Genomic DNA, 26,129 nt, shown 5'->3' with positions numbered 1-26,129 from the left:
GTCCCGCCCCCTCGCTAACGGATCTAGGACAGCGCGGCGAGGCTTTCAGGAGTGCACTGGACGGCATGTTCGAAGTGCGCTTCTTCACCGAGCTGCATCCGCCGGACGAGTCCGTGGTGCTGCGCGCCGCCGCCGACGGCTGGCAGGACCGGCCGGGCTCGTACACCGGCGGGGCGTGGCAGTTCGCCGTGGCCGACGACACCGACCGGTTCGAGTTCAAGTTCGTGCTGGACGGCACCTGGATGGACGGGCCCAATCTGGTCGTCCGCCCGGCCGACGGCGGACCGTTCGACTACGACGACCGGGACGTCCGCTTCGACCCCATGCCGGCCGTGGTCACCGAGAACGGGCGCGTGCAGCAGCTGTTCTTCCGGCCCGCGCTCGACGAGCGGCACACGTACGACGTCATCGTGGTCGGCTCGGGCATGGGCGGCGGGCTGCTCGCCGACCAGCTCAGCGACGCCGGCGCCGACGTGCTGGTGCTGGAGGCCGGGTCGTACCTGTTCCCGACCCACGTCGCCAACCTGCCCCGCCGGCTGCGGATCGGTAAGTTCGACAAACACGTCTGGGGCCTCTACCCGGACTTCAGCTTCGCGAACTACGTGAACGCGCCCGGCTCGCTCTTCGCCGGCGCCCAGGCGTTCAACCTCGGTGGACGCACGGTGTTCTGGGGCGGGCTGATCCCGCGGATGGGCGCGTGGGAACTGGCCGGCTGGCCCCAGCCGGTCCGCGAGTACCTGCTGAGCACCGGGTACCGGCTCGCCGAGGACGCCCTCAACCGCAACGGCCCCCTCGGCTCGACGTTCCAGCAGGACGTCAAGCAGCGGCTGGCCACGCTGCTGCCCGACTACGACCACCTCGACGCGCCGGTGGCGGTGCAGTACGAGGGCTACACGCCGCTGTCGATCCCGGGCGGCATGTTCTCCACCGCCGACCTGCTCACCGAGGACCGCCTGCTCGGGGCGCCCACCGTCAACCTCAACCACGCCGTCCAGCGGGTGCTCGTCGAGGGCTCGCGGGCCACCGGCGTCGAGTGCTACGACCTGCTCGCCCGGCAGCCGCGCACGTACCGGGCCCGCCAGGTCGTGCTCTGCGCCGGCACCATCGAATCAGCCAAGATCGCATTGCAGTCCGGCCTCGACGACCCCGGCGGCCTCATCGGCCGGGGCATCACCGACCATCCGATCCTCTACACGCATTTCTCGATCCCGGCCGGATCACCGTGGGCGCCGGCCCGGTCGTCGGCGAAGGTGTGGTCGCGGCACCGGGACACCACGGTCGCCGACCATCCGTACAACGTTGTGCTCGAATTGGGCGCCGACTTCAACCAGGGTCGCTACATCGACCCCGACAACCTGCGCCGGCACCGCGAGGAGAAGGGCGACGCCACCCTCGGCGAGATCGTCTTCCTGTTCCACGCCCCGCTCGTGGCCGGCAACCGGGTCGAGCTGACCGGTCCGCCGCACCTCCCGGTGCGGGTCGACGTCCAGCCCTATCCGATCGGCGACGCCCTGCGGGACGAGGTGCGCGGCCTCGGAAAGCACGTCCTGGACGGCTTCGGCGCCCAGCCGATCGCCGGCGAGAACCTCGACCTGACCACCGCGCGGCTGGGCGGCGTGGCCCACGAGGTGGGCACCCTGCGGATGGCTGCCGGCACGCTCGGCGTGGTCGACGCCGACCTGCGTTTCGTCGCCTACGACAACCTGTACGCCTGCGACAACTCGGTCTTCCCGACCTCCCCGGCGGCCAACCCGACGCTGACCCTGGCGGCGCTGAGCCTCCGCCTGGCCCGCCACCTCACGGGAACGTGACCGAGTCAGTCCAGAACGAGGATGACGTAGTCGACGTCGGCGTGGCGGGTCTCGACCACCCTGAAACCGCATCGCTCGAGCAGGCGCCGCGAAGCGGTGTTCCCGACGTCCGTGTCCGCGTACAGCGGCCGCGTCACCTCCAGCGACAGGAATTGCCGCAGGGCCGCCGTTCCCACCCCTCGTCCCCAGAAATCGCTGCCCAGCCAATAGCCGACGGTCCGGTGGTCGTCCTGCCACCACGACACGACGTAGCCGGCCACGGCGTCGCCGGCGCAGATCGTGCGGGCCAGGACCGTGGCGTCGCCGAGGATGCGGTTGCGCCAATGGGCGTAGAACTCGGGCTTCGAGCGCGGCGGAACATTGGCGCGGGCGATGGCCGAGCGGTCGTTGGCCTGGGCGTAGAAGACGTCGAGGTCGGCTGTGTCCACCGCCCTCAGGGTCACTCCGTTCCGAACCATGGCTCGCACCCTTCGAAGCCGGTGACCGTGACGTCGGCGCCGGGCCAGGCCGTCAGGCGGAGATGCTGCAACTCGACGACGTCGCCGCCGGTGTCGACGATGCGGCTGATGCCGTTGTCGACATAGCCCACCCGGCGGGAGACGCCCAAGGACGCGGCGTTCGCGAAGGTGGCCGAGCTTATCGCCGCCGTCGCGCCGAGCGTGTCGAAAGCGAAGGCCAAGGCCGCCGTACGCATTTGCACGCCGAGCCCTCGTCCGCGGGCGGAAGGCACCAGCCACGACGCCGAGTCGACCGTGCGCAAGGCTGGGAAGTTCTCGCCTTCGAGGGTTTGCACCCCGATCAATGTGTCCTCGAAGAGAACCGCGAGGTGCAGTTCCCACGACATGGGGTCCCAGGTGCCCCACGCTTTCCAGTACCCCATGCGGAGCAGCCGCCGCTCGTTCTCGATGGGCGATTGCGAAGGAAACAGTGCCAGCCGCGGGTCGTGCCCCACGTCGGGTGGCAGAACCGCGCACAGATACGGCAGATCCGCCTCGCGTACGGCTCGCAGGAGCACGTCGCGATGGCGGATCCGCAGATCGAAGAGTGGCCACATAGAAGGCTGTATAGCCGATCGCCGGCCGCCAGGGGCAAGAAGGCGGCCGGCGATCGGGGCTTTTACTCCGCGCCCAGGGCGACCACGGGGCTGACCTTGGCCGCGCGCCGCGCGGGCAGGACGCCGGCGGCCGCGGTGAGCAGCACGAGGATCGCGAAGACCAGCGCCAGCTGAGCGATGGGCAGGGTGAGCGGCGCGTTGACGCCCAGTGCCTGGACGGCCAGCCACGCGTACGGGACGCCGAGCACCAGGCCGAGGCCGGCGCCGATGACCCCGTAGAGGGCGGATTCCGTGGTGAGCATGGTGCGCAGCGCACCCTGGGAGAGGCCGACTGCCCGCAGCAGGCCCGACTCGCGGACCCGCTCGACGACCGACAGGGCCGTGGTGGTGCCGACGCCGACGACCGCGATGAGCACCGTCAGTCCGATGAGGCCGAGGGCGATCGCGAGCAGCACGGTCAGCTCCTTGTTGATCTCGTCGCGCTGGTCGGCGAGGACCGCGATGGCCCACGGCCGGCCGCCGATGGCGTCGCTGAGGGCCTTCCGGCCGTCGGTGCGGCCCTTCTCCCCCGTGACCGCGGCGTCGGCGAGCAGGCCGCTGTACGAGGCGGGGGCGCCGAGCTTGGTGAGATCGCCGGGTTCGAGGACCATGGCCGCGCCGAGCGGCGCCGAGTCGGGCAGCTTGGCGGCGACGGTCAGCGGCACTGTGCGCTTCCCCTGCGAGACCGTCAGCGAATCCCCGACCGAAAGACCGGTCATATCGGACATGAACCCGGAGATGACCACGCGACCGGGCCCCAGGGAAGAGAGCTTGCCGGCCACCACGTCGAGCTTGCCCAGCCGGGGCACGGCCGAGAAGGACACGTCCACCGCGTCCAGGTCGCTCTCGTTGCCGGCGACCTTCACCGAGAGCCGCCGGTAGGGCGCCACATGCGACAGTTCGCGCCGTCCCTGCAGCTGACGCACCGTGTCCGCGCCGATCAGCGTGTCGTTGGTGGTCATCTCGAAGTCGGCCGGCGACGACGAGTTGCTCTCCCGCTCGGCGAGTATGCGAATCGACGCCCCGCCCACCAGCGTGCCGGCGATCAGCGTGACCCCGAGCGCCACGACGACCGAGACCGCGGCCGCCCGGCGGGGCGCCCCGCCCACTCCCCCGGCCGCGAGCCGCCCGACCGGGCCCGAACGCCGGATCGGCGCGCCCAGGATGAACAGCACCGGGCGCACCAGCACCGGGCCGAGCGCGATCAGCGCCAGGTAGGCGAGACCGCCGGAGGCCACGATCGCGAGCAGGTTGACGCTCGGGTCGTAGTTCTTGGGGTCGCGGCCCGGCAGGTTCCGGACCACGAAGGCGGCCAGCAGACCGGCCCCGATCACCAGCAGCACGCCGGCGACCCAGCGCAGCTTGCCGATGTCGCGACGGCTGCCGGTGACCCCGGCGCCGCGCAGCGCCTCCAGCGGCGACACCTTGCCGGCGGTGAAGGCCGGCGCCACCACGGCGATGACCGTCACGACGACCGCGAGCAGCACGGTCAGCAGGGCCGGCATGATCGGCAGGCCGGGCGAGGCGATGTCCGGCCCGAACGCGGCGGCGATCCGCGGCAGGAGGTGGCCGGCGCCGAGCGCGAGCAGCACGCCGGTCAGGCCGGTGGCCAGCCCGGTCAGCAAGCCCTCGAAGGCGAGCGACCAGGTGATGCCGCCCCGGCCCGCGCCGACCGCGCGCAGCAGCGCCAGCTGCCGCATCCGCTGGGCGAAGACGATCCGGAAGGTCGAGGCCGCGACCAGCCCGGCCGCGACGACCGCGATGGCCACGAACAGCGCGATCACCTCGAAGACGCTGTCCACGTCGTTGACCTTCTGCCGCGCCTCCTCGAGTCGCACGTCGCTTCCGGCCGCGACCTGCGGTCGCTCACCGTCCTTCACCGTCGTGGTTCCGCTCGCGACGATTGTTTCGATCTGCTTGCGTACGCCGCCGGCGTCGGCGCCCGCGGCCAGCCGCACGTCGATCTGGTTGAGCAGGTTCGAGCCGCTCATCGCCGAAACGGCGGGCAATGACGCGTACGCCTGAAAACCGTAGTCATCGCGGCCGGTGACCACGCCGACCACCGTGAGCGTCGACGGCGCCAGGGGTTTTCCGTCCTCGTCGTAGCGCAGGGAGACTTTCGCGGTCGAGCCCACCTTGAGCCCGAGCCGCTCGACCGTGCGCGGCGTGACCACGATCTCGTCCGGCCCCTTCGGCAGCCGCCCGGAGGTCAGCTGGGTGATCGCGAGGGGACCGGCCGACGAGTCGGCGGAGATCTGGAGGTACTCGTTGCCGACCTGGCCGCCGGTGTCGACACGTCCGGCCGTCTCGGCCACTCCCGGGATCTTGCCGATCGCGGCGAGCTCCCCGGTGGTGACCGTGCCCTGGCGGACCACCAGGCCGACCGCCTCGGGCGTGCCGCTGAGCCCGTCGAGCACGCTGCGCTCGGTGATCTGCTGGGCGAGCACGGTGGCGTAGACGACGAACGACGCGACCAGCACGGCGAGGCCGGTCAGCAGCAGCCGGGCGGGCCGGCGGGCGACCCCGCGCAGCTGGGTGCGAAGAACCGCGCTCACCGCTGCGCCGCCAGGGACTGCAGGGCCGCGGTGACCGAAGCGTGGTCGGGGTGGTCGATCTCGCCGGCGACCTTGCCGTCGGCGAGCAGCACGACCCGGTCGGCGTACGCGGCGGCGCCCGGGTCGTGGGTGACCATCACGACGGTCTGGCCGAGCTCGCGCACCGAGTTGCGCAGGAACAACAGCACCTCGGCGCCCGAGCGGGAGTCGAGGTTGCCGGTGGGCTCGTCGGCGAAGACCACCTCGGGGCGGGAGACGAGCGCGCGGGCGACGGCGACGCGCTGCTGCTGGCCGCCGGAGAGCTCGCTGGGCCGGTGGCTGAGCCGGCCGGTGATGCCGAGCGACTCGGTGAGGTGCCCGAACAGGTGCCGGTCGGGCTTGCGGCCGGCGAGCTCGAGCGGGAGCAGGATGTTCTGCTCGGCGGTGAGTTGCGGCAGCAGGTTGAACGACTGGAAGATGAAGCCGATCCGCTCGCGGCGCACCTTGGTGAGCACCCGGTCGCTCTGCCGGGTCAGGTCGGTGCCGCCGAGCAGGGCCTGGCCCGAGGTTGCCGTGTCGAGGCCGGCAAGGCAGTGCATCAGCGTCGACTTGCCGGAGCCGGACGCGCCCATGATCGCGGTGAACTGGGCGCGGGTGAAGCCGACGGTCACCCCGTCCAGCGCGCGTACAGCCGTGTCGCCGCTGCCGTAGACCTTCACCAGGTCGACGGCTGCGACCGCGGCGAGGGCGTCCTGCTCGGCCGGTGGGTACTGGGTCTGCATCTTCGCTCCTTATTTGAAAGACGGGACGAAGTCTGGGGGCAGCCGGTCCGGTGGCACATCGGCCGCCGGTCAGGGATCTCCCAGGTTCGGGGATCTGTCTTTCGGCCGATGGGGAGCGCCTGACCTGCCATTACGCTGGGTCACAATGCAGACCAACCCGAACCGGATCATCCTGCTGCGCCTCGGCCAGGCGGGCGCCCTCATCGTGCTCGCCTTCCTCGGCCTGTTCGACGTGGCGCAGGGCCGCCTGCTGACCCAGTCCGGCTGGGAGGTCCTGGGCCTGATCCGGATCCTGCTGGCGATCGGCGCGGCCGCGATCTGGCTGCCCGCCCACCAGCAGAACTCGAGGTCGCTGGCCAAGGCGACGATCTGGCTGAGCCTCACGTCCATCGTGGTCACCTTCGTCGTGGCGGTCTCCCACCCCGAGTACGGCAGCTGGGGCCTGGCCGAGTCGCTGGCGCTGCTCGGGGTGCTGTTCGTGGTGGCGCGCCGGGCCCATCCCGGCTGGGCGGTCGGCGCGGTGATCAGCGCGGGCGCGGCGGTGAGCTTCCTGCCGTTGCGCGGCGGCCAGTCGTCCGAGTTCGTGATCTTCGGCCTGATCCAGGCGCTGGCCGCGGCCGCGGCCACCGGGCTGGGCGTCTACCTGCGCCTGGTGGAGAGCTCCCGGCAGCGTGCCGTCGACGCCGTACGGGCGGAGCAGCGCGCCGAGTTCGCGCGTGACCTGCACGACTTCATCGCCCACCACGTCACCGGCATCGTGGTGCAGGCGCAGGGCGCGAAGTTCATCGCCGAGCAGGACCCGCAGCGCGTGCTGAAGGCGCTCGACCAGATCGAGCAGGCCGGCGCCGAGACGATGGCGTCGATGCGCCGGATGGTCGGCGTGCTGCGCGATCCCGAGTCCAAGCCCGACGCGCCGCTCGCCCCGGTCGCCGGCGTGCACGACCTCGGGCCGCTGCTCGAGCAGTTCACGGCGGCCGGCGGCCCGGTCGGCCGGCTGCATCTGGACGGCACGATCGACGGGATCCCGGTGGAGGTGTCGACCTCGGCGTACCGGGTGGTGATGGAGGCCCTCACCAACATCCGGCAGCACGCGACCGGCGCCCGGGTGGCCGACGTGTGGGTGCGGCGCACCCCCGAGTGGCTGCTGGTACGGGTCGCGAACGACGGCACGGCACGTCCGGCCGGCCCCCGCGAGCGCTCGGGGTACGGTCTCGTGGGCCTGACCGAACGGGTCCGCGCGGTCGGCGGCCGCCTCACGGCCGGGCCCGGCATCGAGGGCGGCTGGGTGGTCGACGTCGCGTTCCCGCTGAACGTGAAGGTGGTCCAGTGATACAGGTGCTGATCGCGGACGACCAGGCCATGGTCCGCACCGGCTTCGGAATGATCATCGGCGCGCAGCCCGACATGGAGGTGATCGGCGAGGCCGCCGACGGCGTCGAGGCCGTGGCGCTCGCCCGCAAGCTCAAACCGGACGTGGCCCTGCTCGACATCCGCATGCCCAAGATGGACGGCCTCGAGGCGCTGCGCCTGCTCGCCGGCCCCGGCGTCGCCGACCCGGTGAAGGTGGTCGTGGTGACCACGTTCGACCTGGACGAGTACGTGCACCAGGCGCTGCGCAACGGCGCGGCCGGCTTCCTGCTCAAGGACTCGGGCCCGGCGCTGCTGGTCGAGGCCGTGCGGGCCGCGGTCTCGGGCGACGCCCTGATCAGCCCGAAGATCACGGTGCGGCTGCTCGAGCACCTCTCGCTGCCGAAGCCGGTCACCGACGACGGCGGGCTGTCGCCCCGCGAGCTCGACGTGGTGAAGCTGGTCGCGCGGGGCCTGACCAACGCCGAGATCGCCGCCGAGCTGTTCATCTCGATCGGGACGGTGAAGACGCACCTCGGGAGCGTGCAGACCAAGCTGGGCGCGCGGGGCCGGGTCGAGATCGCCGCCTGGGCCTGGGAACGCCGCCTCGTCGGCTGAGCCGGCCCGTCGGCTGAGCCGGCCCGTCCGCTGAGCCGGCCCGAATGCTAAGCGCCGGAGAGCACCCGTGCCTCGGTGCGGCCGGTCGCGGTGCCCGACTTCTGGACCACGACGAGGTCGAGGCGGCCGTCGCCGTTCCAGTCGGCGAGCGAGAGGTCGCTGCGGGCGTCGGCCGGGCCGAGCGCGGTGGCGGTCTTCTTCAGGTCGCGGCCGAAGTTCGCCGCGCCGTCCAGGACCCGGATCTCGGTCTTGCGGCTCTTCGTGCCGGACTTCTGCACGTCGACCAGGTCGAGGCGGCCGTCGCCGTTCCAGTCGGCGACCGAAAGGTCGTGCCGGGCGTCGGCGGGCCCGAGCGCGGTGGCGGTGTGCTGCAGCTCGCGCTGGAAGGCCGCCGCGCCGTCCAGGATCTGGACCTCGGTCTTCCCGCTGGCCGTGTCGGACCGGTAGACGACGATCAGGTCGGGCACGTTGTCGCCGTTCACATCGGCGACCGACATGTCGTGCCGGTCGTCGGTCGGTGCGAGCGCGGTGGCGGTCTGCAGCAGGAAGGTCTGGAAGCTGGTCGCGCCGTCGAGGATGCGCAGTTCGGTGCGGCCGCTCGCGGTGCCCGACTTCTGGATCGCCACCAGGTCGAGCCGGCCGTCGTCGTTCCAGTCGGCCATCGTGTACGCGTTCGTGTGCGGGGCGGCCTCAACGCCCAGCGGGGTGGCCGTCCGCAGCAGCAGGCGCTGGAAGCTGGAGTCGGCGCCGGGGATGCTGGGTTTCCCGTCGAGGATCGAGACCTCGGTCCGGCCCGTCGTGGTCGCCGAGTGCTGCACCACGATCAGATCGGGGCGGCGATCGCCGTTCCAGTCGGCGACGCTGACGTCGTGCCGGTCGCCGGTCGGCCCCCACCCGGTGGCCGCGGCCATCAGGACGTTCTGGAACGGCCCGGCCGGCTTCGGCTTCGCCGGCGTCGCGGCGCCGGGCTCGGCCGTCCGGCTCCACAGGTACGCCACGATGAGCGACGCGTCGTGGATCTCCGGCCCGTACGCCTCCGGAAAGGCCGATCCTTGGACGCGCTGGCAGATCTGCCCGATGTCGCCGAACATCCAGCCGTCGCCGGTGTGCTTGCGGAGCATCGCGCTGAGGAACGCCTGGGTGGTGTAGCGGGGATCGGTGAGCTGGCCGGGCTGCCCCCAGCCCTTGGACGGCCGCTGCTGGAAGAGCCCGAGGCTGTCGTGGTCGACCGCGACGGTGTAGTTGTGCAGGCTGCTCTCGGCGATGGCCACGGTCACCGCGATCACCGCGGCCCGCGGGTTCAGGTTGCGCGCCTGGACGTTGGCCACGATCGCCCGCGCGCAGGAGATGCTGTAGCCGGTCACCGAGCGTCCCAGCCGCCGGCCGGACATCGCCGGCCGCAGGGCGGAGGCGATCGCGTTGTCGGCCGATGCCGGGCCGTCGGGCTGGCACGGACCGTACGGGATGGCCGCATGTGCCGGGGCGGCCAGGCCGAGCGCGCCGGCCACGATCGTCGCGACCAGGAGCATCGCGGCCCTACGCGGCATCTGTCGTTCCCCCCGATCGGATCCCCGGACCTTAGAACCTGCCACACGCCGCGCGGCTCCGGAAGATGCGTTCGGCTGACAGCTGGCTGAGAGAAGACGAGCCGGCGGTGAACGAGCTGCTGCAGCATCTGTACGGAATTTGGCCGATTGTCGCGTTGGGAGATCGACACGTCACTCAGCGTTCAGCAAAGTGGCACACTATTACTTCTTCTCAGCGAATGTAGGTTCCGCTGATCTCCCTTACGCTCGAAACATCAGCGGATTCGATGCTCCCGTGACGGTGATCATCTCGATCTGGGTGATCATCTCTTTCCTGCTGCTGCCGGCCGGCTCGTTCCGCTACTGGACGGCAGCTTTCATCGCCGTTCTCCTCGTGGTCGGGGTCGGCGATTACATCCCCGTCCGTACCCTTCTCACCGCACTCCTCGCGCTGCACGTGGTCTTTGTCGTGCCCGCCGCGGCGCGCAGCAATCAGCGGCGCCACCTCGCGATGGGGCTCGTCTCGGCGGTCCTGCTGGCGTGGCTGGTGATCGCGGGCGGCATCCGGTACTGGCTGCCCGCGCTGATCGTCGCCGTCCTGGTGGTGCCGTTCGGGGTTCCCCTGCTCTGGCGCCGAGCGCGGCGAACCGGCTTCGAGGTGCGCATCTGGCCGCAGCGGCGCGCTCCCGGCGATCCTCGGCCGCCGCTCTCGGCGCAGCGCCCCACCGGAACGACACCGCCGGCCGACAGCGCGGCGCACCGGCCCGCCGGAACGACAGCGCCGACCGATGGCTCGGCGCAGCGCCCCACCGGAACGATACCGTCGGGCGATGGCTCGGCGCGGCGATCCGCCGGGGCGGCGCCATCGGCTGACGGACCGGGCGGTGGCGCGCCGGCTTCCGGGGCGCCCTCGTCCGGCAAAGGGCGTCGTCCCCATCGGCCCGTGCTTCCCGCGCAGGGCGGCAGCCGGCGGTCACGGCAGCCCGGCGCCGAGGAGAATCAGCCGCCGGCCAGCGACGAGCCCCGCGCGGGCGAGAAACCCCCGACCGGCGGCGCGGGAGCCGAGCCACCGCCCACGGCCGGCGGCAACCAGCCGCCCGGGCCGCCTCCGCCGCCCACGGCGCGCAACACCGGCTCATTCCCGCCCGGGCAACGACCCGACCGCCGCCCGGCCGCCCAGCCCCGCCCGCCACGCCGGCGCAAACCGCCCGCCTCGTCTTGAGCCACCCGCCACGCCTTGAGCCACCCGCCACGCCTTGAGCCACCCGCCACGCCTTGAGCCACCCGCCACGCCTTGAGCCGCCCGCCACGTTGCGAGCCGCCCGTCTCGTTGCGAGGTGCCCGGCTCGTCGTGAGCCGCCCGTCTCGTTGCGAGGTGCCCGGCTCGTCGTGAGCCGCCCGTCTCGTTGCGAGCCGCCCGTCTCGTTGCGAGCCGCCCGTCTCGTCGTGAGCCGCGCGTCGGTCAGAGGGTGATCCAGTACCGCCGCACTCGGTCGTCGCCCGAGCCGCGCTCGTCCTCGAACACGCCGCCCGCCTTCTCGATCGTGCGAGCCGACGCGACGTTCGCGAGCCGGCACGTGATCAGCACCCGCGGAAGCTCCAGCCGTCGCGCCTGCTCGAGCATCAGCCCGAGCGCCCAGCTGGCGAGCCCCTTGCGCCGTTCCGAGGGCCGCACCCCGTACCCGATGTGCCCGCCCACGTTGATCAGGAAGTGGTTGAGCCCGTGCCGCAGCGAGATCGCCCCGAGGACGCGGTCCCCCTCGACCATCCATCGGTGGGTGCAGTGCACCCAGTCCCGGGCCGGCGGCACCGCCAGGTCTTCCTCCGCGTGCAGCCGCCGCACCCACTTCGCGAACCCGTCGGCCGAGTCGTGGTCGTCGTGCGGCCGCATGCCGGCGCCGTCCTGGTGGACGCCACGCCCCCACTCGTCCCGCGACTCGAGCCACGCGGCGTGCAGGCGGGTCGTAGGGGTGATCAGCTCGGGCATGCCCTCACGGTAGCGGCGCGCGTGAGCGAGATTCCCGCACGGGGTGGTGATTGACCAGGCGTCGGTCGCCCGAACGCGGCCCGGTCGTGCTAGGTTGGGCCCCGTTGCAGTTTTGGTCTCCTTGGACGTTTCGACGCCTGGTGGGTCTCCGAGCCCGTCAGGCGTTTTTTGTTACGTCAGCACATCCGGATTCTCCGGGGCGATCAATACCGCGATCCGAGGCGTCGCAAGGTGCGGCGTCTCACGATTCCGCAGGGAGAAGAAATGGCCACCGGTACGGTCAAGTGGTTCAACGGGGACAAGGGATTCGGCTTCATCACGCAGGACGACGGCGGCGCTGACGTGTTCGCGCACTTCTCCGCCATCGCAACCTCCGGGTTCCGCACCCTCGAGGAGAACCAGCGCGTCGAGTTCGACGTCGCGCAGGGCGCCAAGGGCCTCCAGGCGGAGAACATCCGTCCGCTCTGATGAAAAACGGCTCGGCGGCCTCCGCGAGGGCGTTGCCGGGCTTAGGTGACGGCCGGTCGGCCTAGGTTGTAGATCCGCGACATCCGCGTGATCTCCCGGGGCGGCCGGCCGTCTCCATGTGCGGTCACTGAGCGGCGGCGAGGGCCAGCAGCCGCTGCACCTGGGCCTGCCGTCGCCGGGTGACGGTCGTGGCCAGGGCCTTCGCGGGCGGGTAGGCGCCGCCGGATTCCTCCATGCGCGACGTCTCGACGCAGTTGCCGAGATGGCCCAGGAGCAGGCTCACCGCCGTACGATCGAAAACCGGGCCGGATGACGCCGAGCGCAACTCTTCGATGTCGGCCGCCCGCAGGGCATGAAGGTCGCCGTGGCCCGCGTGCGCTCCCGCGGAGGGATCCGCCGTCAAAGGTTGCTGCCAGCCGAGCAGCCAGCGCTGCATCGTGCCCGACTCGTCCTTCCACTGCGCGCGCAACTCGGTCGACACGTCGCGGATCCGCGCGTCGGCGGCGCGCCCGGCCGTCAGCGCCGCCGCCTGGTCGCCCTCGACGATCTGTGCCAGGGCCATTTGCAGGAACATCACGTCGGTGGCATTGAAGGCGGGCGCGGGGGCGGTCGCCGGCTGCTCCGGGGAGCAGCCGGCGACCAGCGCCAGGATCAGCGCGAGGCGGATCAGATGGCTAGCCACAGGGCGGGCACGTTGGGCGGCTCCCATCCGGCGATGGCGGTGTGCGCCTGCCGGCAGCGGTAGGAGACGCCGTTGTAGGTGACCACGGCGCCCACGGCGTAGGACGTCCCGGCCTTCCACGTCCCACTCGGCGCGGTCGTCGGCGGGGCGGTGGTCGGCGCGGTGGTGGGCCTGGTGGTCGGCGGCGTGGTGGGCGGCGTGGTGGGCGTGGTGCTGCCGCCGCCGATGTTCACGTCCACACAGGAGTAGAAGGCGTTGATCGTGTCGGCGATGTTCCAGCGGGCGAGGATGGTCTGCCTGCCGCTGAAGCTTCCCATGCTGACGGTGTGCTGTTTGGTGGCGCCGGGTTGCGCGCCGCCGTCGTTGAAGGACGCCAGCAGCGTGTTGCCGATGAAGTACTCCCACGTGCTGGTCGAGTGCCGCGCGGTGAGGACCCAGTTGAAGGTGACGGTCCGGCCGACGCCGGCGACCGGCCACGCCTTGCTGTTGTCGTTGAGCACGGCGAACCGGGAGCCACCGCCGTTGCATTGCATCGAGCCCTTGGGGGCCTCGACGCTCTGCGGCTCGTAGATGATGTCGCCGCAGTTGGCGACGGCCCCGCTGGCGCAGTTGGCCTGCCGGCTGGGAGGTGACGAGATGTAGCCGTGTGCGGATGCGGGGGCGACGGCCACCAGGAGCGAGGCGGCGGTCACGGCGACGGTCAGTGCGGGAAGGATGAATCTGCGTCTCATGAAGTACTCCGTCTCTTCATGGGGGATGCGGCCGCTTGCGTCGATGGGGGTCGATGCAAGCTGCTCGTGGGGCCAAACATAAGTTAAAGAGTGTTAACAGTAAATAGACCCAACGAAGATTTTCGATTGGTTGAGCCTTCAGGCCGTTCATGGGCGGCGGGCGGGGCGGTTGGATGGGTTATTGAGCTGCCCGGATCGGGGTGATCCGTTACGTTCGCCGGATGGAACCACTCACCGAGCAGCAGATTCGCGCTTCCTTCGCCAACTGCTCCAAGGGCGAGGCAAGCCGGATCAAGATGCCGGACCTCGCCGCCGCGCCCTGGGGCGACCTCGATTTCCTCGGCTGGACCGACCCCGGCGCTCCCCAGCGCGCGTTGATCGTCACGGCCGATCTGCACGGCATCGTCCTGCGCCGGCCCGATTCCCGCCGCACCGGCGCGATGCGGTCGAGCATGTGCCGCATCTGCTACACCGGTCACACCTCGGACGGCGTGACCCTCTTCGTGGCGCCGCTGGCCGGGCCGGCCGGGCGTCAGGGCAACACGGTCGGCGAGTACATCTGCAGCGATCTGGCGTGCTCGCTGTACCTACGGGGCAAGCGGCAGCCGCGGGGCCGTCTGGTACGCCAGGAGGAGACGCTCGGCCTCGACGAGCGCGTCGACCGGGCCATGACCAACCTCGGCGGCTTCGTGAAGCGGGTCACCTCGGGCCGATAGCCGCGAGCAGGTCCTCGGCGAGCGCCGTGGGCGCGCGGCCCAGCCAGACGGCGTGCAGCGGCCTGGTCAGGTCGAGGCCACGCACGGTCAACTCGACCAGTTCCCCGGCCGCGACGGGCGCCGCGGTGGCCCGGCTGCTCACCACGCCGATGCCGCCGCCGGCCCGGGTGGTGGCGAGGATCGTCGTGGTCGAGCCGAGACTGGTGGCATGCGGGGCCTTCCCGCCGACCGCGTTCAGGAAGGTGTCGCGGGTGCCCGATCCCGGTTCCCTCAGCAACAGGGGCTGCTCCAGGATGTCGGTGACCGGGATTTCCTGTCCGGCCCGCGCCGCGAGCGGATAGCCGGCCGACACCACCAGCGCCACCCGGTCGTCGCCCACCTGGCGGCGGCTCAGGCCGGCGGGAATGTCCGGCGACTCCACGAAACCCAGATCCACCCCGCCGGCGCGCACCATCTCGCAGACCCCGGCGCTGTTGGAAACCCCGACGGAAATTTCCGTGCCCGGATGAGTGCGGCGCACGGTCAGCAGCCAGGCCGGGAGCATGTATTCGGCGATGGTGAGGCTGGCGGCGACGCGCAGCCGGGCCTCCTGGTCGGCTCGCAACGTCCGCACCCCGTCGGCCAGCGTGTGCGCGGCCTCGACCACCTGCTGCGTCCAGACGGCGACTGCCTGCCCGGCCGGAGTCAGCAGGCTGCCACGACGGGAACGCACCAGAAGCGGCACGCCCAGACGTCTTTCGAGGCGGGCGATGCGGGCGCTGGCGCTGGGCTGGCTGATCCCGTGCGCCTGGGCGGCGCGTCCGACACTGCCGGTCTCGGCGACCGACAACAGCAGGTCAAGGGCCGGTAGGTCGCTTATCCAGGGCGGCAGGGGCATCGGGCGCAGTCTGTCACACGTACGTCTGGAGAAGCAGACTGGTGGCGCTCACCGCAACCCAGAGGATGAGGCCGAGCAGCAGCGGTCTCGCGCCGGCCCGGCGCAGCGCCGCGACGTCGGTCGAGAGACCGACGGCCGCGAGGGCGACCGCGATGCAGAGCATGGCGAGCTGGTGCAGGCTTGCGGCAATTTCTTTCGGTACGGGCACCGCGGCCACGAAAACAAAGGCAAGAAGGAACCACGGTTTGGGGGCTTTGTTTCCGCGCCCGAGCACCATCACCACCGGAATGATCATCAGCGTGCGCACGAGCTTGACCACCACGGCGTGCTGCGCGGCGATCGGGCCGTAGCTCGCCGACGCCGCCACCACGGCGCTCGTGTCGTTCACGGCCGTCCCGGCGAACAGGCCGAACTCCTGCTGGCCGAGGCCGAGCGCGTGGCCGAGCCACGGAAAGACCAGCACCGCCGCGATGTTGAAGAAGAAGATCGTGGAGATCGCGTACGCGACATCGCTGCTCTTCGCCTTCAGCGCCGGCGTCACCGCCGCGATCGCCGAGGCGCCGCAGATCCCGGTGCCCACGCCGACCAGCGTGCGCAGATCGCGCGGGATGCCCAGCCAGCGACCGGCCAGCCAGGCGAGGCCGAGGCAGACGGCGAGCGTGCCCAGCATGACCGGAAGCGACCCGGCGCCGACCTTCGCCACCTCGCCCAGCGAAAGTTGCGCCCCGAGCAGCACGATCGAGAGCCGCAGGACCGGCCCCTTCGCCAGATCGAGCCACTCCCCGCCGTTTCGCTTCTTTGCCCAGCGGCTGAAAACCACACCGCCGACCACCGCGAAAATCGGCGCGCCGACAACCGGCATCAGGGCGCCGGCAGCGACGGCGGCGAGACCCAGGGCCAGCAGGAGGAACGGCACCCATCAAGACTCTGGCTCGCGGGCTTTCGCCGGTAGCGGTCACCTGCCGACCGGGGTCATAGCCAATTTCTATGACCGGTCACGGTCGCCGGCCCAGGCGCGCCGCTCCAGGAACTCGTACACGTCCTGGTTGTCGACGCCCGGGAAGGTGCCCGGCGGCAGCGCGGCCAGCAGATGCGAGTGCACCCGGGCGCTCGGCCACGCGCTGCCCGACCAGCGGTTCACCAGGTCGGCCGGCGGGCGTCGGCAGCAGTCCGGGTCGGGGCAGCGTGAGACGGTCCGGCGGGTCGTGTCGCCGCCGCGGAACCAGCGCGCGTGCTCGTACGGCGTGCCGACCGTCACCGAGAACTCGCCCGAGCGCGTGGATTCGATGTGGACGGTGCACCAGTACGTTCCGGCCGAGGTGTCGGTGAACTGGTAGAAGGACGAGTACGGGTCGTCGGCCTGGAAGATGGTGCGGGACGCCCACTTGCGGCAGATCGGCTGGCCCTCGATCGCGCCGGTCACGTCCGAGGGAAAGCGGACGCCGTCGTTCTCGTACGCCTTGTAGACGATGCCGTTCTCGTGGACGCGGGTGAAATGCACCGGGATGCCGAAGTGGTGGGTCGCCAGGTTGGTGAAGCGGTGGGCCGCGGTTTCGTAGGAGACGCCGAAAGCGTCGCGGAAGTCGTCGATCGCGAGGGCGCGGTCGGCCTTCGCCTCGCGGAGGAACTCGACGGCGAACTTCTCGGGCATGAGCAGCGCGGCGGCGAAGTAGTTGGCCTCGACGCGCTGGCGCAGGAAGTCGCCGTAGTCGGACGGGTCGTTGTGGCCCAGCACGAAATGCCCGAGCGTCTGCAGCACCACCGCGCGCGGGTCGTGGCCCTTGCCGCTGGCCACCTGGGGCAGGAAGATCCGCCGGTTCTTGAGGTCGGTGACCGAGCGTGTCGAGCCGGGCAGGTCGTTCACGTAGTGCAGTGAGAAGCCCAGTGACGCTGCGATGTCGAGGATGCCGCGCTGCGACAGCGGGCCGGTCGTGTACCGCACCGATTGCAGGATGCGGGCGGCCGCCTCCTCGATCTCGGCGAAGTAGTTGTTGCGCTCGCGCATGTCGACCCGCAGCTGCGCGTTCGCCTTCCGGGCCACCTCGGGCGTGGCGCTCTGCTCGGCAAGCACCCGCGACAGCTCGCGATGCAGACCGACGAGGGCCTCGAGCGCATCCGCCGGCAGCCTGCGGCCACCGCGGACCAGGGGCAGACCCAGGCTCGCGTACGTCTGTTCGCGCTGGAAATGAGCGAGCTCGATCTCGAGCCCGGCGCGCCGGCTGGGCGCCTCGGCCCGCAGCAGATCCTGCAGGGGAACGCCGAGGGCCGCGGCGATCGCCTGCAGCACCGACAGTTTCGGCTCGCGCTTGCCGTTCTCGATCAGCGACAGCTGCGACGGCGCCCGGCCGACCGCCTCGCTGAGCTGCTCGAGCGTCAGGCCCTTCGATTTGCGCTGGTGGCGCAGGCGCTGCCCGAGGGTGACGAGGTCAACGGAGCCATCGGAAAGTGAAGCGGTCACGGGTTTTACCCTAACAGAAATTCTGCACTTCTTCTCGTCACAAACGCCTCCCTGACCCCTTGCGGAGTGCGCGACAGTCAAATTCTTCCGCCGAGAAGTAAGCGACAGGTACGGGAAGGACGTTCGTCATGACAGATCAGCTGACCGAAGTCAGGGGCGGTACCGCATCGGACCTCACCAGGGCGTGGGCCGGCGATCCCCGGTGGCTGGGCATCAAGCGCAGCTACACGGCACAGGACGTGGTCAAGCTCCGCGGCACGGTCCAGGAGCGGCACACGCTCGCCGAGCGCGGCGCGCAGCGGCTGTGGGAGCTGCTGAACAGCGAGGACTACATCAACGCGCTGGGCGCCCTGACCGGCGGCCAGGCGGTCCAGCAGGTGCGGGCCGGCCTCAAGGCCATCTACCTGTCCGGCTGGCAGGTCGCGGCCGACGCCAACCTCTCCGGGAACACCTACCCGGACCAGTCGCTCTACCCGGCCAACTCGGTGCCGGCGGTGGTCCGCAGGATCAACAACGCCCTCATGCGGGCCGACCAGATCGACACCGCCGCCGGCCGGTACGACCGTGACTGGCTCGCCCCGATCGTCGCCGACGCGGAGGCCGGCTTCGGTGGCCCGCTCAACGCGTTCGAGCTGATGAAGGCCATGATCGTGGCCGGCGCCGCGGGCGTGCACTGGGAAGACCAGTTGGCCAGCGAGAAGAAGTGCGGCCATCTCGGCGGGAAGGTCCTCATCCCGACCGGCCAGCACATCCGCACGCTGAACGCCGCTCGCCTCGCGGCCGACGTTCTGGGCGTGCCGAGCCTGGTCATCGCCCGCACCGACGCGCTCGCGACCGACCTGCTGACCACCGACGTCGACGAACGGGACAAGCCCTTCCTCACCGGCGAGCGCACGGCCGAAGGTTTCTTCCGCGTCACGAGCGGCCCCGCCCCGGCAATCGCGCGCGGTGTGGCGTACGCGGACTATGCCGATCTTCTCTGGGTCGAGACCGGAAGACCGGACCTCGAGTTCGCGCGCGAATTCGCCGAGGCGGTGCACCGGGAGCACCCGGGCAAGATGCTCGCCTACAACTGCTCGCCGTCGTTCAACTGGAAGAAGAACCTCGACGACGCCGACATCGCCCGGTTCCAGAAGGAGCTCGGCGCGATGGGCTACAAGTTCCAGTTCGTGACGCTCGCCGGGTTCCACGCGCTGAACCACTCGATGTTCGAGCTGGCCCGCGGCTACGCCGAGAGCGGCATGACCGCGTACGTGAAATTGCAGGAGGCCGAGTTCGCGGCCGAGGCCGACGGCTACACCGCCACCAAGCACCAGGCCGAGGTCGGCACCGGCTACTTCGACGCCGTCTCGACCGCGCTCAACCCGGACAGCTCGACCACTGCCCTCAAGGGCTCGACGGAAGCGGAGCAGTTCTGATGGGAAATGAAGAGGTCACCATCACGGGTACGACCGAGGGCCGCTATTCCGAGATCCTGACCCCCGAGGCCGTCGCGTTCGTCGTGGCGCTGGACCGAGAGTTCGGTGCGCAGCGGGTGCAGCTGCTGGAGCGTCGCCGGCGCCGGCGGACGACCCGCACCGACGAGCTGGACTTCCTTGCGTCCACCGCTTCCATCCGCGCCGACGCGTCCTGGAAGGTGGCGCCGCCGGCTCACGACCTGCTCGACCGCCGCGTGGAGATCACCGGGCCTCCCGAGCGCAAGATGACCATCAACGCGCTCAACTCCGGCGCGAAGGTGTGGATGGCCGACTTCGAGGACGCCACCGCCCCCACCTGGGAGAACGTGGTCCTCGGCCAGCTCAACCTGCGCGACGCGCTGGACGGCACGCTCGACTACACGGCGGCCGACGGCAAGGAGTACAAGGTCAACGGCTGGACCCCGACGATCATGGTGCGCCCCCGGGGGTGGCACCTGCCGGAGGCGCATCTGCGGATCGGCGGACGGCCAGTGTCGGCCACGCTGTTCGACTTCGGGCTCTACATGTTCCACTGCGCGCAGCGCCAGATCGACCACGGCAGCGGGCCCTACTTCTACCTGCCGAAGCTGGAGTCGCACCTGGAGGCCCGCCTCTGGAACGACGTCTTCGTCTTCGCCCAGGAGCAGCTCGGCATCGAGCGCGGCACGATCCGCGCCACGGTGCTGATCGAGACGATCACCGCGGCGTTCGAGATGGACGAGATCCTGTACGAGCTGCGCGAGCACTCGGCCGGGCTCAACGCGGGTCGCTGGGACTACCTGTTCAGCATGATCAAGAACCGGCCGGATGCGGTCCTGCCCGAGCGGTCCCAGGTCACCATGACGTCGCCGTTCATGCGGGCGTACACCGAGCTGCTGGTCCGCACCTGCCACCGGCGCAGCGCCCACGCGATCGGCGGCATGGCCGCCGTCGTGCCCAGCCGTGACCCGGTCGCCGCCAAGCGCGCGCTCAACCAGGTGCGCCAGGACAAGCGGCGCGAGGTCGGCGACGGCTTCGACGGCTCCTGGGTGGCGCACCCCGGCCTGGTCGCGACCTGCCGCGAGGTGTTCGACCAGTGGCTCGGCGACGAGCCACACCAGATCGTGCGCAAGCGCGACGACGTGAAGGTCACCCGCGAGGATCTGCTCGACCTGAAGGTGGTCGGCGTTCAGGTCAGCGAGGTGGCGCTGCGCAACAACGTCAGCGTCGCGCTGCGCTACATCGCGGCCTGGCTGGACGGGCGCGGCGCGGTCGCGCTCGGCGGGCTCATGGAGGACGCAGCCACCGCCGAGATCTGCCGCGCGCAGCTCTGGCAGTGGATCCACGCGAGCACCCCGACCGACTACGGCGTGCCGGTCTCGGCCGCCCTGGTCACCCGGATGCTGCGCGAGGAGCTCGACGTGCTCAGCGAGACCGGCGCCCTCGACGAGGACGCGGCGCGGCGCTTCGGCCAGGCCCGGACGCTGCTCACGGTGCTGCTGACCGAGCGCACCTGCCCCGAGTTCCTGACGCTGCCGGCGTACCTGCGCCACATGTCCGGCGGTTCGGCTTCCACCGCGGCCACCGAGCAGGCTCCTGTCGCGGCCTGATCGGACGGTGCGAGCGGCGCGGTCCCGGCACTGGGCCGCGCCGCTCGCGTTCATCGGCGACTCCGCACGATCAGCCACCCGGCGAAGACCATCTCCTGGATCCCGATAGGCGCCGCGAGGGCCGCTTGCAGGGGCGCCGGCAATGACCCGTACGTGTCGATCACGCCCCGCAGAAGCAGAAGCGAACCGCCGGCCAGGCCCCACCACCCCAGCCATGGCGGCGCAAGCCGCCCGCGAAGCAGCAGGGCGTTGAGCACTATCGCGCTCACCGCGAAAACCAGCACGGTGCCGAGGTGATAGGCCCACTCCCGGACGCTCAGGGCGAGCGTCGGCGATGCGGACCGGGAGGTCGCGGCCAGCGCGCCGACGACGCCGGTGAGGATCAGGCCGGCTTCGAGGGTGCGGATCGCGACATACAGAACCGCGCCGCCGTCGCTGCTGGGGCGCAGGACCGGGAGCAGCAAGGCGGCGAGGCTCACGACCGCGATGGCGAGGACGACCTCGAGCAGGGCGCCGGTGATCAGCTGGGCGTGCGGAGCGTCCCGCCGCAGCAGGAGCGAGCCGCCGGCAATCGCGGTGATCGACGCGACGATGAACAGCACACCGGCCGGGCGTGCAGATGACTTGATGACGGGCATGCGATGAGACTCGGCGAGCGGAGAGTCCGGGTCATCGGCCGCTGAGCGACGTCGTCTCTCGTTCTCACGCCGGAGAAAGCGCTAGTTCTTTCGGCCGATGTGTGACTTCGGGCGCTGCCTAGGCTGAGGTTGTGCTTCGAGACGAGCTGCGTGCGCTGTGGAACTCGCCGCGGGCGCCGGATGCGCCCGCGCGCGTCGCGCGCGACCGGCTGCTGGTGGCCGCCGGCCTGATCGCGACGGCTCTCGAGGCCTCGCTGCGCGCTGACGTGCCGTGGCGGCCGGTGTCCGCGCTGGTGACCGCCGGGTTGTGCCTCACCGTGCTGTGGCGCCGGAGCCGCCCGCTTGCCATGGTCGTTCTCGCCTTCGGCGGGGGCATCCTGCTCACCCTCGTCGACCGTGCCGCCCGGCACCCGCAGCCGATCGGGCTCTACGCCGGCATGATCGTCCTCGTGCTCGTCTACGCGCTGGCGCGGTGGGGCTCCGGGCGCGACATCGTGCTCGGATCGGCCGTGATTCTGGCGTCTTTCGCGCTTTCGGTGATTTCTCAGCCGGTGGGCGACATCGTCGGCAGCCTTTCGTTCCTGGCCATTCCCGGAGCACTCGGGGCGGTCGTGCGCCTCTGGTCGACGTCCCGGCGGCGGGAACTGGAGACGATGCGATCGCGTGAGCGGGAAAGTTTCGCCCGGGAGCTGCACGACACCGTCGCCCATCACGTGTCCGCCATCGTCGTGCGGGCCCAGGCGGGCCGGGTGCTGGCCGGGGCCGATCCGGCGAGCGCGGCCGAGACCCTGGCCGGCGTCGAGGAGGAAGGGGTGCGCACGCTGGAGGCGATGCGCGCCATGGTCAAGGCGCTGCGCGACGACGACGCCGGGGCCGAGCTGACCCCGCTGCCGGGCATCGCCGACCTGCGGCGCCTGAGCGGCCGGCTGCCGATCGACCTGGGTGTCGACGGGGTGGTCGACGGGCTGCCGCCGGCGGTGGACGCCGCCGTCTACCGGATCGTGCAGGAGTCGGTGACCAACGCGAGCCGGCACGCCGTGGGGGCGACCGGCGTCGAGGTGCGGGTCTCGGCCGCGCCCGGCACGATCCGGATCACCGTGCGGGACGACGGCGCGGCGTCGGCCGCCCGGCCCTGCGGGTACGGCCTCACCGGGCTGCGGGAACGGGCGACCCTGCTGGGCGGCAGCCTGCGGGCCGGCCCGTGCGACGGCCGGGGCTGGCTGGTCGAGGCGGAGCTGCCACTCGAGGGGATCGTGGGCCGTGCCCCTTCGCGTGCTGATCGCTGACGACCAGGCGGTGATCCGGGCCGGCCTGCGGATCATGTTGCAGGCCGGCCCTGGCATCGAGGTGGTCGGCGAGGCGCCCGACGGGCGCGAGGCGGTGCGGCTCGCGCGGTCGCTGCGGCCGGACGTCTGCCTGTTCGACATCCGGATGCCGGCCATGGACGGTCTGGAGGCAACCCGGGAGCTCGCGGGGCCCGGCGTCGCCGATCCTCTTGCAGTCGTCCTGATCACGACCTTCGACCTCGACGAGTACGTGTACCGGGCGCTGCGCTGCGGCGCGCGCGGGTTCCTGCTCAAGGACGCCGGGCCGGACCTGCTCGTGCAGGCGGTGCGCGCGGCCGCCGACGGTGCCGCGTTGATCGCGCCGACCGTCACGGTCCGGCTGCTGGCGGCGTTCGCCACGATGCCGGCGGGGCGGGCCGCGGCGCAGCCGGTCGATCCGCTCACGCCGCGCGAGGAGGACGTGTTGCTGGCCGTGGCCCGGGGGCGCACCAACGCCGAGATCGCCGACGAGCTGCGCATCACCCTCAGCACGACGAAGACGCACCTGGCGAGCCTGATGGCCAAGCTGAACGCCCGCAACCGCGTCGAGCTGGCCATGTGGACGTACGAGACCGGTCGCATCGCCCCGAACGCGCTGGGCATCGATCGCCCTCGGCGAGCCTGAGGGCGCGTAGGGTCGGCGATCGTGAACGGTGACGACGTCGAACGGTGGTTCGGTGAGTACCTCGCGGCCTTCGAGGCGTGCGGGCGAGGCGAACGGGAGACCGATTCGCTGCTCGCCTACTACGGCGTCCCGCTGCTGGTCACCACCGACGCCGGATTCCTCGCGCTGACCAGCGGCGACGCGGTCGTCGGGGCGGTGCGGCAGCAGATCGACGGCATGCGCGACGCGGCCTACGACCACACCGCGACCCTCGACGCCGAGGTCACGGTGCTGAACGCGGCGTCGGCGCTCTATCGCGCGACGTTCTCGCGCCGGCGCGGGGACGGCAGCGAGGTCAGCCGCCTCACCGCGAGCTACCTGGTGACCGACGGCCGCGAGGGACGCCGGATCTCGGTGCTGGCCGCGCACAGCGCCTGACCCGGCGTCATCCAGCGCAGCGCGCCGTCCGGGGTCAGTCCGCCTTCGGATGCTCCGTGACGTTCTGCAGGTAGAGGGCCTCGCCGAGCTTCTCGATCAGGCCGAGCTGGGTCTCCAGGTAGTCGACGTGGTGCTCCTCGTCGGCCAGGATGTCCTCGAAGATCCGGGCCGAGGTGACGTCGCCGATCGACCGCATGTACTCGAGGCCGCGGCGCAGCCGGTCCACCGCCTCCACCTCGACCTTCATGTCGCACTCGAACTGTTCCTTGACCGTCTCGCCGATCCGCAGCGAGAACAGCCGCTGCAGGTTGGGCAGGCCCTCGAGGAAGAGGATGCGGTCGGTGAGCACCTCGGCGTGGCGCATCTCGTCGATCGACTCGGCCTTGGTGTGCTTCGCGAGCACGCTGAAGCCCCAGTTCTCCTGCATCTTCGCGTGCAGGAAGTACTGGTTGATCGCGGTCAGCTCCGCAGTGAGCTGCTCGTTGAGGAACTCGATGACCCGAGCGTCGCCTTGCATGCCAAATACCCCCAGATTAGGACTAACCTGGGGTAAGCGTACGTCCCGGACGGACTACGCGGCGTATGGCAGGAGCGTGTCGGACTCCTCCTCCTCGATCAGCTCACAGATCCGGTCGAGGCAGCTCCCGCAGCCTGTGCCGGCCCCGCACGCGTCGCCGACCGACTCCTCGGTGCGCGCGCCGCAGCGGATCGCGATGCGCACCTCGCTCTCGCGAACCATGGAGCAGACACAGACGAACATGGGCAACGGTCCTTCGTGCGGTAAGCCTTACCTTCGTAAGGCTGCCCTAAAATGCCCGTTCATGCAAACCCCGCATTGCCCGGACCGGTCACAAGATCATCGGATTCGGTCATCGGTGACCTAGCGGTTCCGGTGGGATGCTGAGGGTCATCCCCGAACCACCGCCGGGAGGTCACCGAAGATGCTGCCGCTGCGCAACGCCACGCTGTCCGACCTGAAGGATCTCGCCGTTCCGTCCTACGACCAGTCGAAACTTTCCGTCGGAATCGTGCATTTCGGGGTGGGTGGTTTCCACCGCGCCCACGAGGCGATGTACGTGGACCGGCTGATGAGCGAGGGCAAGGCCCACGACTGGGCCATCTGCGGGGTGGGGGTGATGCCCGCCGACCAGCGCATGCGGGACGCGCTCCGGGCACAGGACGGGCTCTACACGCTGGTGGTGAAGGCGCCCGACGGCGGGCTCGACGCGCGGGTGATCGGTTCGATCGCCGAGTACCTCTACGCCCCCGACGACCCCGAGGCCGTGATCGAGAAGATGGCCTCCCCCGGTGTCCGGATCGTCTCGCTGACGGTCACCGAGGGCGGCTACAACTTCAACGCGGTCACCGGCGAGTTCATGGCGGACAACCCCGACGTCCGGCACGACCTGCGGCCGGGCACGCTGCCGAAGACCAGTTTCGGTCTGATCACCGCCGCCATCGAGCGGCGCAAAGAGCGCGGGCTGCCGCCCTTCACCATCATGAGCTGCGACAACATCCAGGGGAACGGGGAGGCGGCTCGGCGGTCCTTCGTCGCGTACGCCCGTTTGCGCGACCCGGGCCTGGCGGCCTACGTCGCCGAGAACGTCCACTTCCCGAACAGCATGGTCGACCGGATCACCCCGGTGACCACCGACGACGACCGTGAGCAGGTACGCAAGCAGTTCGGGGTGGACGACGGCTGGCCGGTGGTGTGCGAGCCGTTCACTCAATGGGCCCTCGAGGACAGCTTCGGCAACGGCCGGCCGCCCTTCGAGGAGGTGGGTGTGCAGGTGGTGCCGGACGTCGAGCCGTACGAGCTGATGAAGCTTCGCCTGCTCAACGCCTCCCACCAGGGGCTGTGCTACTTCGCCTGGCTCGCCGGGTACCGCCTGGTCCACGACGCGGCGCAGGATCCCGTTTTCGCGCGCTTCCTGCTGGCGTACATGGAAAGGGAGGCCACCCCGACGCTCGAGGAGGTCCCGGGGGTCGATCTCCGGGAATATCAGCATCAGCTGATCGACCGGTTCTCCAACGCGCAGGTACGCGACACGGTCGCGCGACTGTGCGCGGAAAGTTCCGACCGCATCCCGAAGTGGCTGCTGCCGGTGATCCGGCGAAACCTGGAAACCGGCGGCGACATTCTGCTGTCCACGGCGATCGTGGCCTCCTGGGCCCGCTACGACGAGGCCGTCGACGAGCAGGGACAGCCGATCGAGGTCGTCGACCAGCTCCGGGACCGGCTGGTGGCCGCGGCGCAGCGCCAACGGTCGGAGCCGCTCGCGTTCATCGAGGATCGGGACGTCTTCGGGGATCTGGTGGACAACGAGCGTTTCGTCTCGGCGTACACATCGGTGTTGAAAAGCCTCCACGACAAGGGAGCGAAAGCAACCCTCGAAGATCTCGTGTCGGGTGATGTATAGCCCTGCTTGTGCTGGGGTGTCAGCATGA

The 26,129-nt window shown here is 70.7% G+C and carries 26 protein-coding genes; 12 read left to right on the top strand and 14 right to left on the bottom strand.

Annotated elements, in window-relative coordinates; genetic code table 11:
* The first annotated feature begins 65 nt into the window (after positions 1-65).
* The gene (locus tag ACIA5D_RS16160; RefSeq protein ID WP_396030694.1) at positions 66-1,811 is read left to right on the top strand and encodes a GMC oxidoreductase; all 1,746 of its coding nucleotides are present in this window, start codon (positions 66-68) and stop codon (positions 1,809-1,811) included.
* 5 nt (positions 1,812-1,816) lie between these two features.
* Here the strand turns inward: ACIA5D_RS16160 and ACIA5D_RS16155 are convergent, their stop codons facing one another.
* From ACIA5D_RS16155 to ACIA5D_RS16140, 4 genes are all read right to left on the bottom strand, one after another.
* Complete coding sequence (locus ACIA5D_RS16155) at positions 1,817-2,239, bottom strand: GNAT family N-acetyltransferase (RefSeq protein WP_396030693.1); 423 nt, start codon at positions 2,237-2,239, stop codon at positions 1,817-1,819.
* Between the two features lie 11 nt (positions 2,240-2,250).
* Positions 2,251-2,865, bottom strand: a complete 615-nt coding sequence (locus ACIA5D_RS16150) for a GNAT family N-acetyltransferase (protein WP_396030692.1) — start codon at positions 2,863-2,865, stop codon at positions 2,251-2,253.
* Between the two features lie 62 nt (positions 2,866-2,927).
* Positions 2,928-5,459, bottom strand: coding sequence for an FtsX-like permease family protein (locus ACIA5D_RS16145; protein WP_396030691.1), 2,532 nt, complete (start codon positions 5,457-5,459; stop codon positions 2,928-2,930).
* The gene (locus ACIA5D_RS16140) at positions 5,456-6,220 is read right to left on the bottom strand and encodes an ABC transporter ATP-binding protein (RefSeq protein ID WP_396030690.1); all 765 of its coding nucleotides are present in this window, start codon (positions 6,218-6,220) and stop codon (positions 5,456-5,458) included. Before ACIA5D_RS16140 ends, ACIA5D_RS16145 begins: the two co-directional genes overlap by 4 nt.
* Positions 6,221-6,365: 145 nt before the next feature.
* Here ACIA5D_RS16140 and ACIA5D_RS16135 point away from each other — a divergent pair, with 145 nt between their 5' ends.
* Together ACIA5D_RS16135 and ACIA5D_RS16130 are read left to right on the top strand one after the other, a co-directional pair.
* The gene (locus ACIA5D_RS16135) at positions 6,366-7,550 is read left to right on the top strand and encodes a sensor histidine kinase (protein WP_396030689.1); all 1,185 of its coding nucleotides are present in this window, start codon (positions 6,366-6,368) and stop codon (positions 7,548-7,550) included.
* Positions 7,547-8,185, top strand: coding sequence for a response regulator (locus ACIA5D_RS16130; protein ID WP_396030688.1), 639 nt, complete (start codon positions 7,547-7,549; stop codon positions 8,183-8,185). Before ACIA5D_RS16135 ends, ACIA5D_RS16130 begins: the two co-directional genes overlap by 4 nt.
* A 47-nt stretch (positions 8,186-8,232) precedes the next feature.
* On the opposite strand, the gene ACIA5D_RS16125 is transcribed toward ACIA5D_RS16130, so the two are convergent.
* The gene (locus tag ACIA5D_RS16125) at positions 8,233-9,732 is read right to left on the bottom strand and encodes an FG-GAP repeat domain-containing protein (protein ID WP_396030687.1); all 1,500 of its coding nucleotides are present in this window, start codon (positions 9,730-9,732) and stop codon (positions 8,233-8,235) included.
* A gap of 274 nt (positions 9,733-10,006) precedes the next feature.
* Here ACIA5D_RS16125 and ACIA5D_RS16120 point away from each other — a divergent pair, with 274 nt between their 5' ends.
* Entirely contained in the window at positions 10,007-10,933 is a 927-nt protein-coding gene (locus ACIA5D_RS16120; RefSeq protein ID WP_396030686.1) for a hypothetical protein, read from the top strand.
* 240 nt (positions 10,934-11,173) lie between these two features.
* Here ACIA5D_RS16120 and ACIA5D_RS16115 read toward each other — a convergent pair whose 3' ends face one another.
* On the bottom strand, positions 11,174-11,698 hold the full coding sequence (locus tag ACIA5D_RS16115) for a GNAT family N-acetyltransferase (RefSeq protein ID WP_396030685.1): 525 nt from the start codon (positions 11,696-11,698) through the stop codon (positions 11,174-11,176).
* Between the two features lie 264 nt (positions 11,699-11,962).
* Between ACIA5D_RS16115 and ACIA5D_RS16110 the strand changes: the two genes are divergently transcribed.
* Positions 11,963-12,166: a cold-shock protein gene (locus ACIA5D_RS16110; protein WP_396030684.1), complete on the top strand. Its 204-nt coding sequence runs from the start codon at positions 11,963-11,965 to the stop codon at positions 12,164-12,166.
* Between the two features lie 124 nt (positions 12,167-12,290).
* Here the strand turns inward: ACIA5D_RS16110 and ACIA5D_RS16105 are convergent, their stop codons facing one another.
* Together ACIA5D_RS16105 and ACIA5D_RS16100 are read right to left on the bottom strand one after the other, a co-directional pair.
* Positions 12,291-12,848: a DUF305 domain-containing protein gene (locus ACIA5D_RS16105; RefSeq protein ID WP_396030683.1), complete on the bottom strand. Its 558-nt coding sequence runs from the start codon at positions 12,846-12,848 to the stop codon at positions 12,291-12,293.
* Entirely contained in the window at positions 12,833-13,579 is a 747-nt protein-coding gene (locus ACIA5D_RS16100; protein WP_396030682.1) for a lytic polysaccharide monooxygenase, read from the bottom strand. Before ACIA5D_RS16100 ends, ACIA5D_RS16105 begins: the two co-directional genes overlap by 16 nt.
* A gap of 221 nt (positions 13,580-13,800) precedes the next feature.
* On the opposite strand from ACIA5D_RS16100, the gene ACIA5D_RS16095 reads away from it, so the two are divergent.
* Entirely contained in the window at positions 13,801-14,295 is a 495-nt protein-coding gene (locus ACIA5D_RS16095; protein WP_396030681.1) for an FBP domain-containing protein, read from the top strand.
* Here ACIA5D_RS16095 and ACIA5D_RS16090 read toward each other — a convergent pair.
* The 3 genes from ACIA5D_RS16090 to ACIA5D_RS16080 all read right to left on the bottom strand — a co-directional run bounded on the left by ACIA5D_RS16090 (position 14,279) and on the right by ACIA5D_RS16080 (position 17,630).
* Positions 14,279-15,172, bottom strand: coding sequence for a LysR family transcriptional regulator (locus ACIA5D_RS16090; protein ID WP_396030680.1), 894 nt, complete (start codon positions 15,170-15,172; stop codon positions 14,279-14,281). The genes ACIA5D_RS16095 and ACIA5D_RS16090 overlap by 17 nt on opposite strands.
* A gap of 13 nt (positions 15,173-15,185) precedes the next feature.
* Positions 15,186-16,088, bottom strand: a complete 903-nt coding sequence (locus ACIA5D_RS16085) for a YeiH family protein (protein WP_396030679.1) — start codon at positions 16,086-16,088, stop codon at positions 15,186-15,188.
* 69 nt (positions 16,089-16,157) lie between these two features.
* Complete coding sequence (locus tag ACIA5D_RS16080; RefSeq protein WP_396030678.1) at positions 16,158-17,630, bottom strand: helix-turn-helix domain-containing protein; 1,473 nt, start codon at positions 17,628-17,630, stop codon at positions 16,158-16,160.
* A 128-nt stretch (positions 17,631-17,758) separates the two neighbouring features.
* On the opposite strand from ACIA5D_RS16080, the gene aceA reads away from it, so the two are divergent.
* Together aceA and aceB are read left to right on the top strand one after the other, a co-directional pair.
* Positions 17,759-19,048, top strand: coding sequence for an isocitrate lyase (gene aceA / locus ACIA5D_RS16075; RefSeq protein WP_396030677.1), 1,290 nt, complete (start codon positions 17,759-17,761; stop codon positions 19,046-19,048).
* Entirely contained in the window at positions 19,048-20,676 is a 1,629-nt protein-coding gene (gene aceB, locus ACIA5D_RS16070) for a malate synthase A (RefSeq protein WP_396030676.1), read from the top strand. Before aceA ends, aceB begins: the two co-directional genes overlap by 1 nt.
* A 50-nt stretch (positions 20,677-20,726) precedes the next feature.
* Here the strand turns inward: aceB and ACIA5D_RS16065 are convergent, their stop codons facing one another.
* Positions 20,727-21,314: a DUF4386 domain-containing protein gene (locus tag ACIA5D_RS16065; protein WP_396030675.1), complete on the bottom strand. Its 588-nt coding sequence runs from the start codon at positions 21,312-21,314 to the stop codon at positions 20,727-20,729.
* Positions 21,315-21,445: 131 nt separating this feature from the next.
* Between ACIA5D_RS16065 and ACIA5D_RS16060 the strand changes: the two genes are divergently transcribed.
* From ACIA5D_RS16060 to ACIA5D_RS16050, 3 genes are read left to right on the top strand one after another with little or no spacing between them, the layout of a single operon-like run.
* The gene (locus tag ACIA5D_RS16060) at positions 21,446-22,600 is read left to right on the top strand and encodes a histidine kinase (RefSeq protein ID WP_396030674.1); all 1,155 of its coding nucleotides are present in this window, start codon (positions 21,446-21,448) and stop codon (positions 22,598-22,600) included.
* Positions 22,575-23,264 (top strand): response regulator, encoded by a 690-nt coding sequence (locus ACIA5D_RS16055; RefSeq protein ID WP_396030673.1) that lies wholly within the window; start codon positions 22,575-22,577, stop codon positions 23,262-23,264. The genes ACIA5D_RS16060 and ACIA5D_RS16055 overlap by 26 nt, the downstream gene beginning before the upstream one ends.
* 21 nt (positions 23,265-23,285) lie before the next feature.
* On the top strand, positions 23,286-23,681 hold the full coding sequence (locus ACIA5D_RS16050; RefSeq protein ID WP_396030672.1) for a hypothetical protein: 396 nt from the start codon (positions 23,286-23,288) through the stop codon (positions 23,679-23,681).
* Between the two features lie 34 nt (positions 23,682-23,715).
* Here ACIA5D_RS16050 and bfr read toward each other — a convergent pair whose 3' ends face one another.
* Positions 23,716-24,198, bottom strand: coding sequence for a bacterioferritin (gene bfr, locus ACIA5D_RS16045; protein ID WP_396030671.1), 483 nt, complete (start codon positions 24,196-24,198; stop codon positions 23,716-23,718).
* A 54-nt stretch (positions 24,199-24,252) separates the two neighbouring features.
* Complete coding sequence (locus tag ACIA5D_RS16040; protein ID WP_396030670.1) at positions 24,253-24,441, bottom strand: bacterioferritin-associated ferredoxin; 189 nt, start codon at positions 24,439-24,441, stop codon at positions 24,253-24,255.
* 181 nt (positions 24,442-24,622) lie between these two features.
* Here ACIA5D_RS16040 and ACIA5D_RS16035 point away from each other — a divergent pair, with 181 nt between their 5' ends.
* Positions 24,623-26,101, top strand: a complete 1,479-nt coding sequence (locus tag ACIA5D_RS16035; RefSeq protein ID WP_396030669.1) for a mannitol dehydrogenase family protein — start codon at positions 24,623-24,625, stop codon at positions 26,099-26,101.
* Positions 26,102-26,129: the final 28 nt, after the last annotated feature.

The organism is Actinoplanes sp. NPDC051513 (genome assembly GCF_044454685.1).
Taxonomy (GTDB): domain Bacteria; phylum Actinomycetota; class Actinomycetes; order Mycobacteriales; family Micromonosporaceae; genus Actinoplanes.
This window is presented reverse-complemented; position numbering and strand designations above follow the sequence as displayed.

Coding starts and splice junctions, on each gene's coding strand:
- ACIA5D_RS16090 (WP_396030680.1), bottom strand. CDS start 15,172: ATGCCCCTGCCGCCCTGGATAAGCGACCTACCGGCCCTTGACCTGCTG.
- ACIA5D_RS16150 (WP_396030692.1), bottom strand. CDS start 2,865: ATGTGGCCACTCTTCGATCTGCGGATCCGCCATCGCGACGTGCTCCTG.
- ACIA5D_RS16140 (WP_396030690.1), bottom strand. CDS start 6,220: ATGCAGACCCAGTACCCACCGGCCGAGCAGGACGCCCTCGCCGCGGTC.
- aceA (WP_396030677.1), top strand. CDS start 17,759: ATGACAGATCAGCTGACCGAAGTCAGGGGCGGTACCGCATCGGACCTC.
- ACIA5D_RS16135 (WP_396030689.1), top strand. CDS start 6,366: ATGCAGACCAACCCGAACCGGATCATCCTGCTGCGCCTCGGCCAGGCG.
- ACIA5D_RS16035 (WP_396030669.1), top strand. CDS start 24,623: ATGCTGCCGCTGCGCAACGCCACGCTGTCCGACCTGAAGGATCTCGCC.
- ACIA5D_RS16040 (WP_396030670.1), bottom strand. CDS start 24,441: ATGTTCGTCTGTGTCTGCTCCATGGTTCGCGAGAGCGAGGTGCGCATC.
- bfr (WP_396030671.1), bottom strand. CDS start 24,198: ATGCAAGGCGACGCTCGGGTCATCGAGTTCCTCAACGAGCAGCTCACT.
- ACIA5D_RS16095 (WP_396030681.1), top strand. CDS start 13,801: ATGGAACCACTCACCGAGCAGCAGATTCGCGCTTCCTTCGCCAACTGC.
- ACIA5D_RS16160 (WP_396030694.1), top strand. CDS start 66: ATGTTCGAAGTGCGCTTCTTCACCGAGCTGCATCCGCCGGACGAGTCC.
- ACIA5D_RS16100 (WP_396030682.1), bottom strand. CDS start 13,579: ATGAGACGCAGATTCATCCTTCCCGCACTGACCGTCGCCGTGACCGCC.
- ACIA5D_RS16065 (WP_396030675.1), bottom strand. CDS start 21,314: ATGCCCGTCATCAAGTCATCTGCACGCCCGGCCGGTGTGCTGTTCATC.
- ACIA5D_RS16125 (WP_396030687.1), bottom strand. CDS start 9,732: ATGCCGCGTAGGGCCGCGATGCTCCTGGTCGCGACGATCGTGGCCGGC.
- ACIA5D_RS16115 (WP_396030685.1), bottom strand. CDS start 11,698: ATGCCCGAGCTGATCACCCCTACGACCCGCCTGCACGCCGCGTGGCTC.
- ACIA5D_RS16110 (WP_396030684.1), top strand. CDS start 11,963: ATGGCCACCGGTACGGTCAAGTGGTTCAACGGGGACAAGGGATTCGGC.
- aceB (WP_396030676.1), top strand. CDS start 19,048: ATGGGAAATGAAGAGGTCACCATCACGGGTACGACCGAGGGCCGCTAT.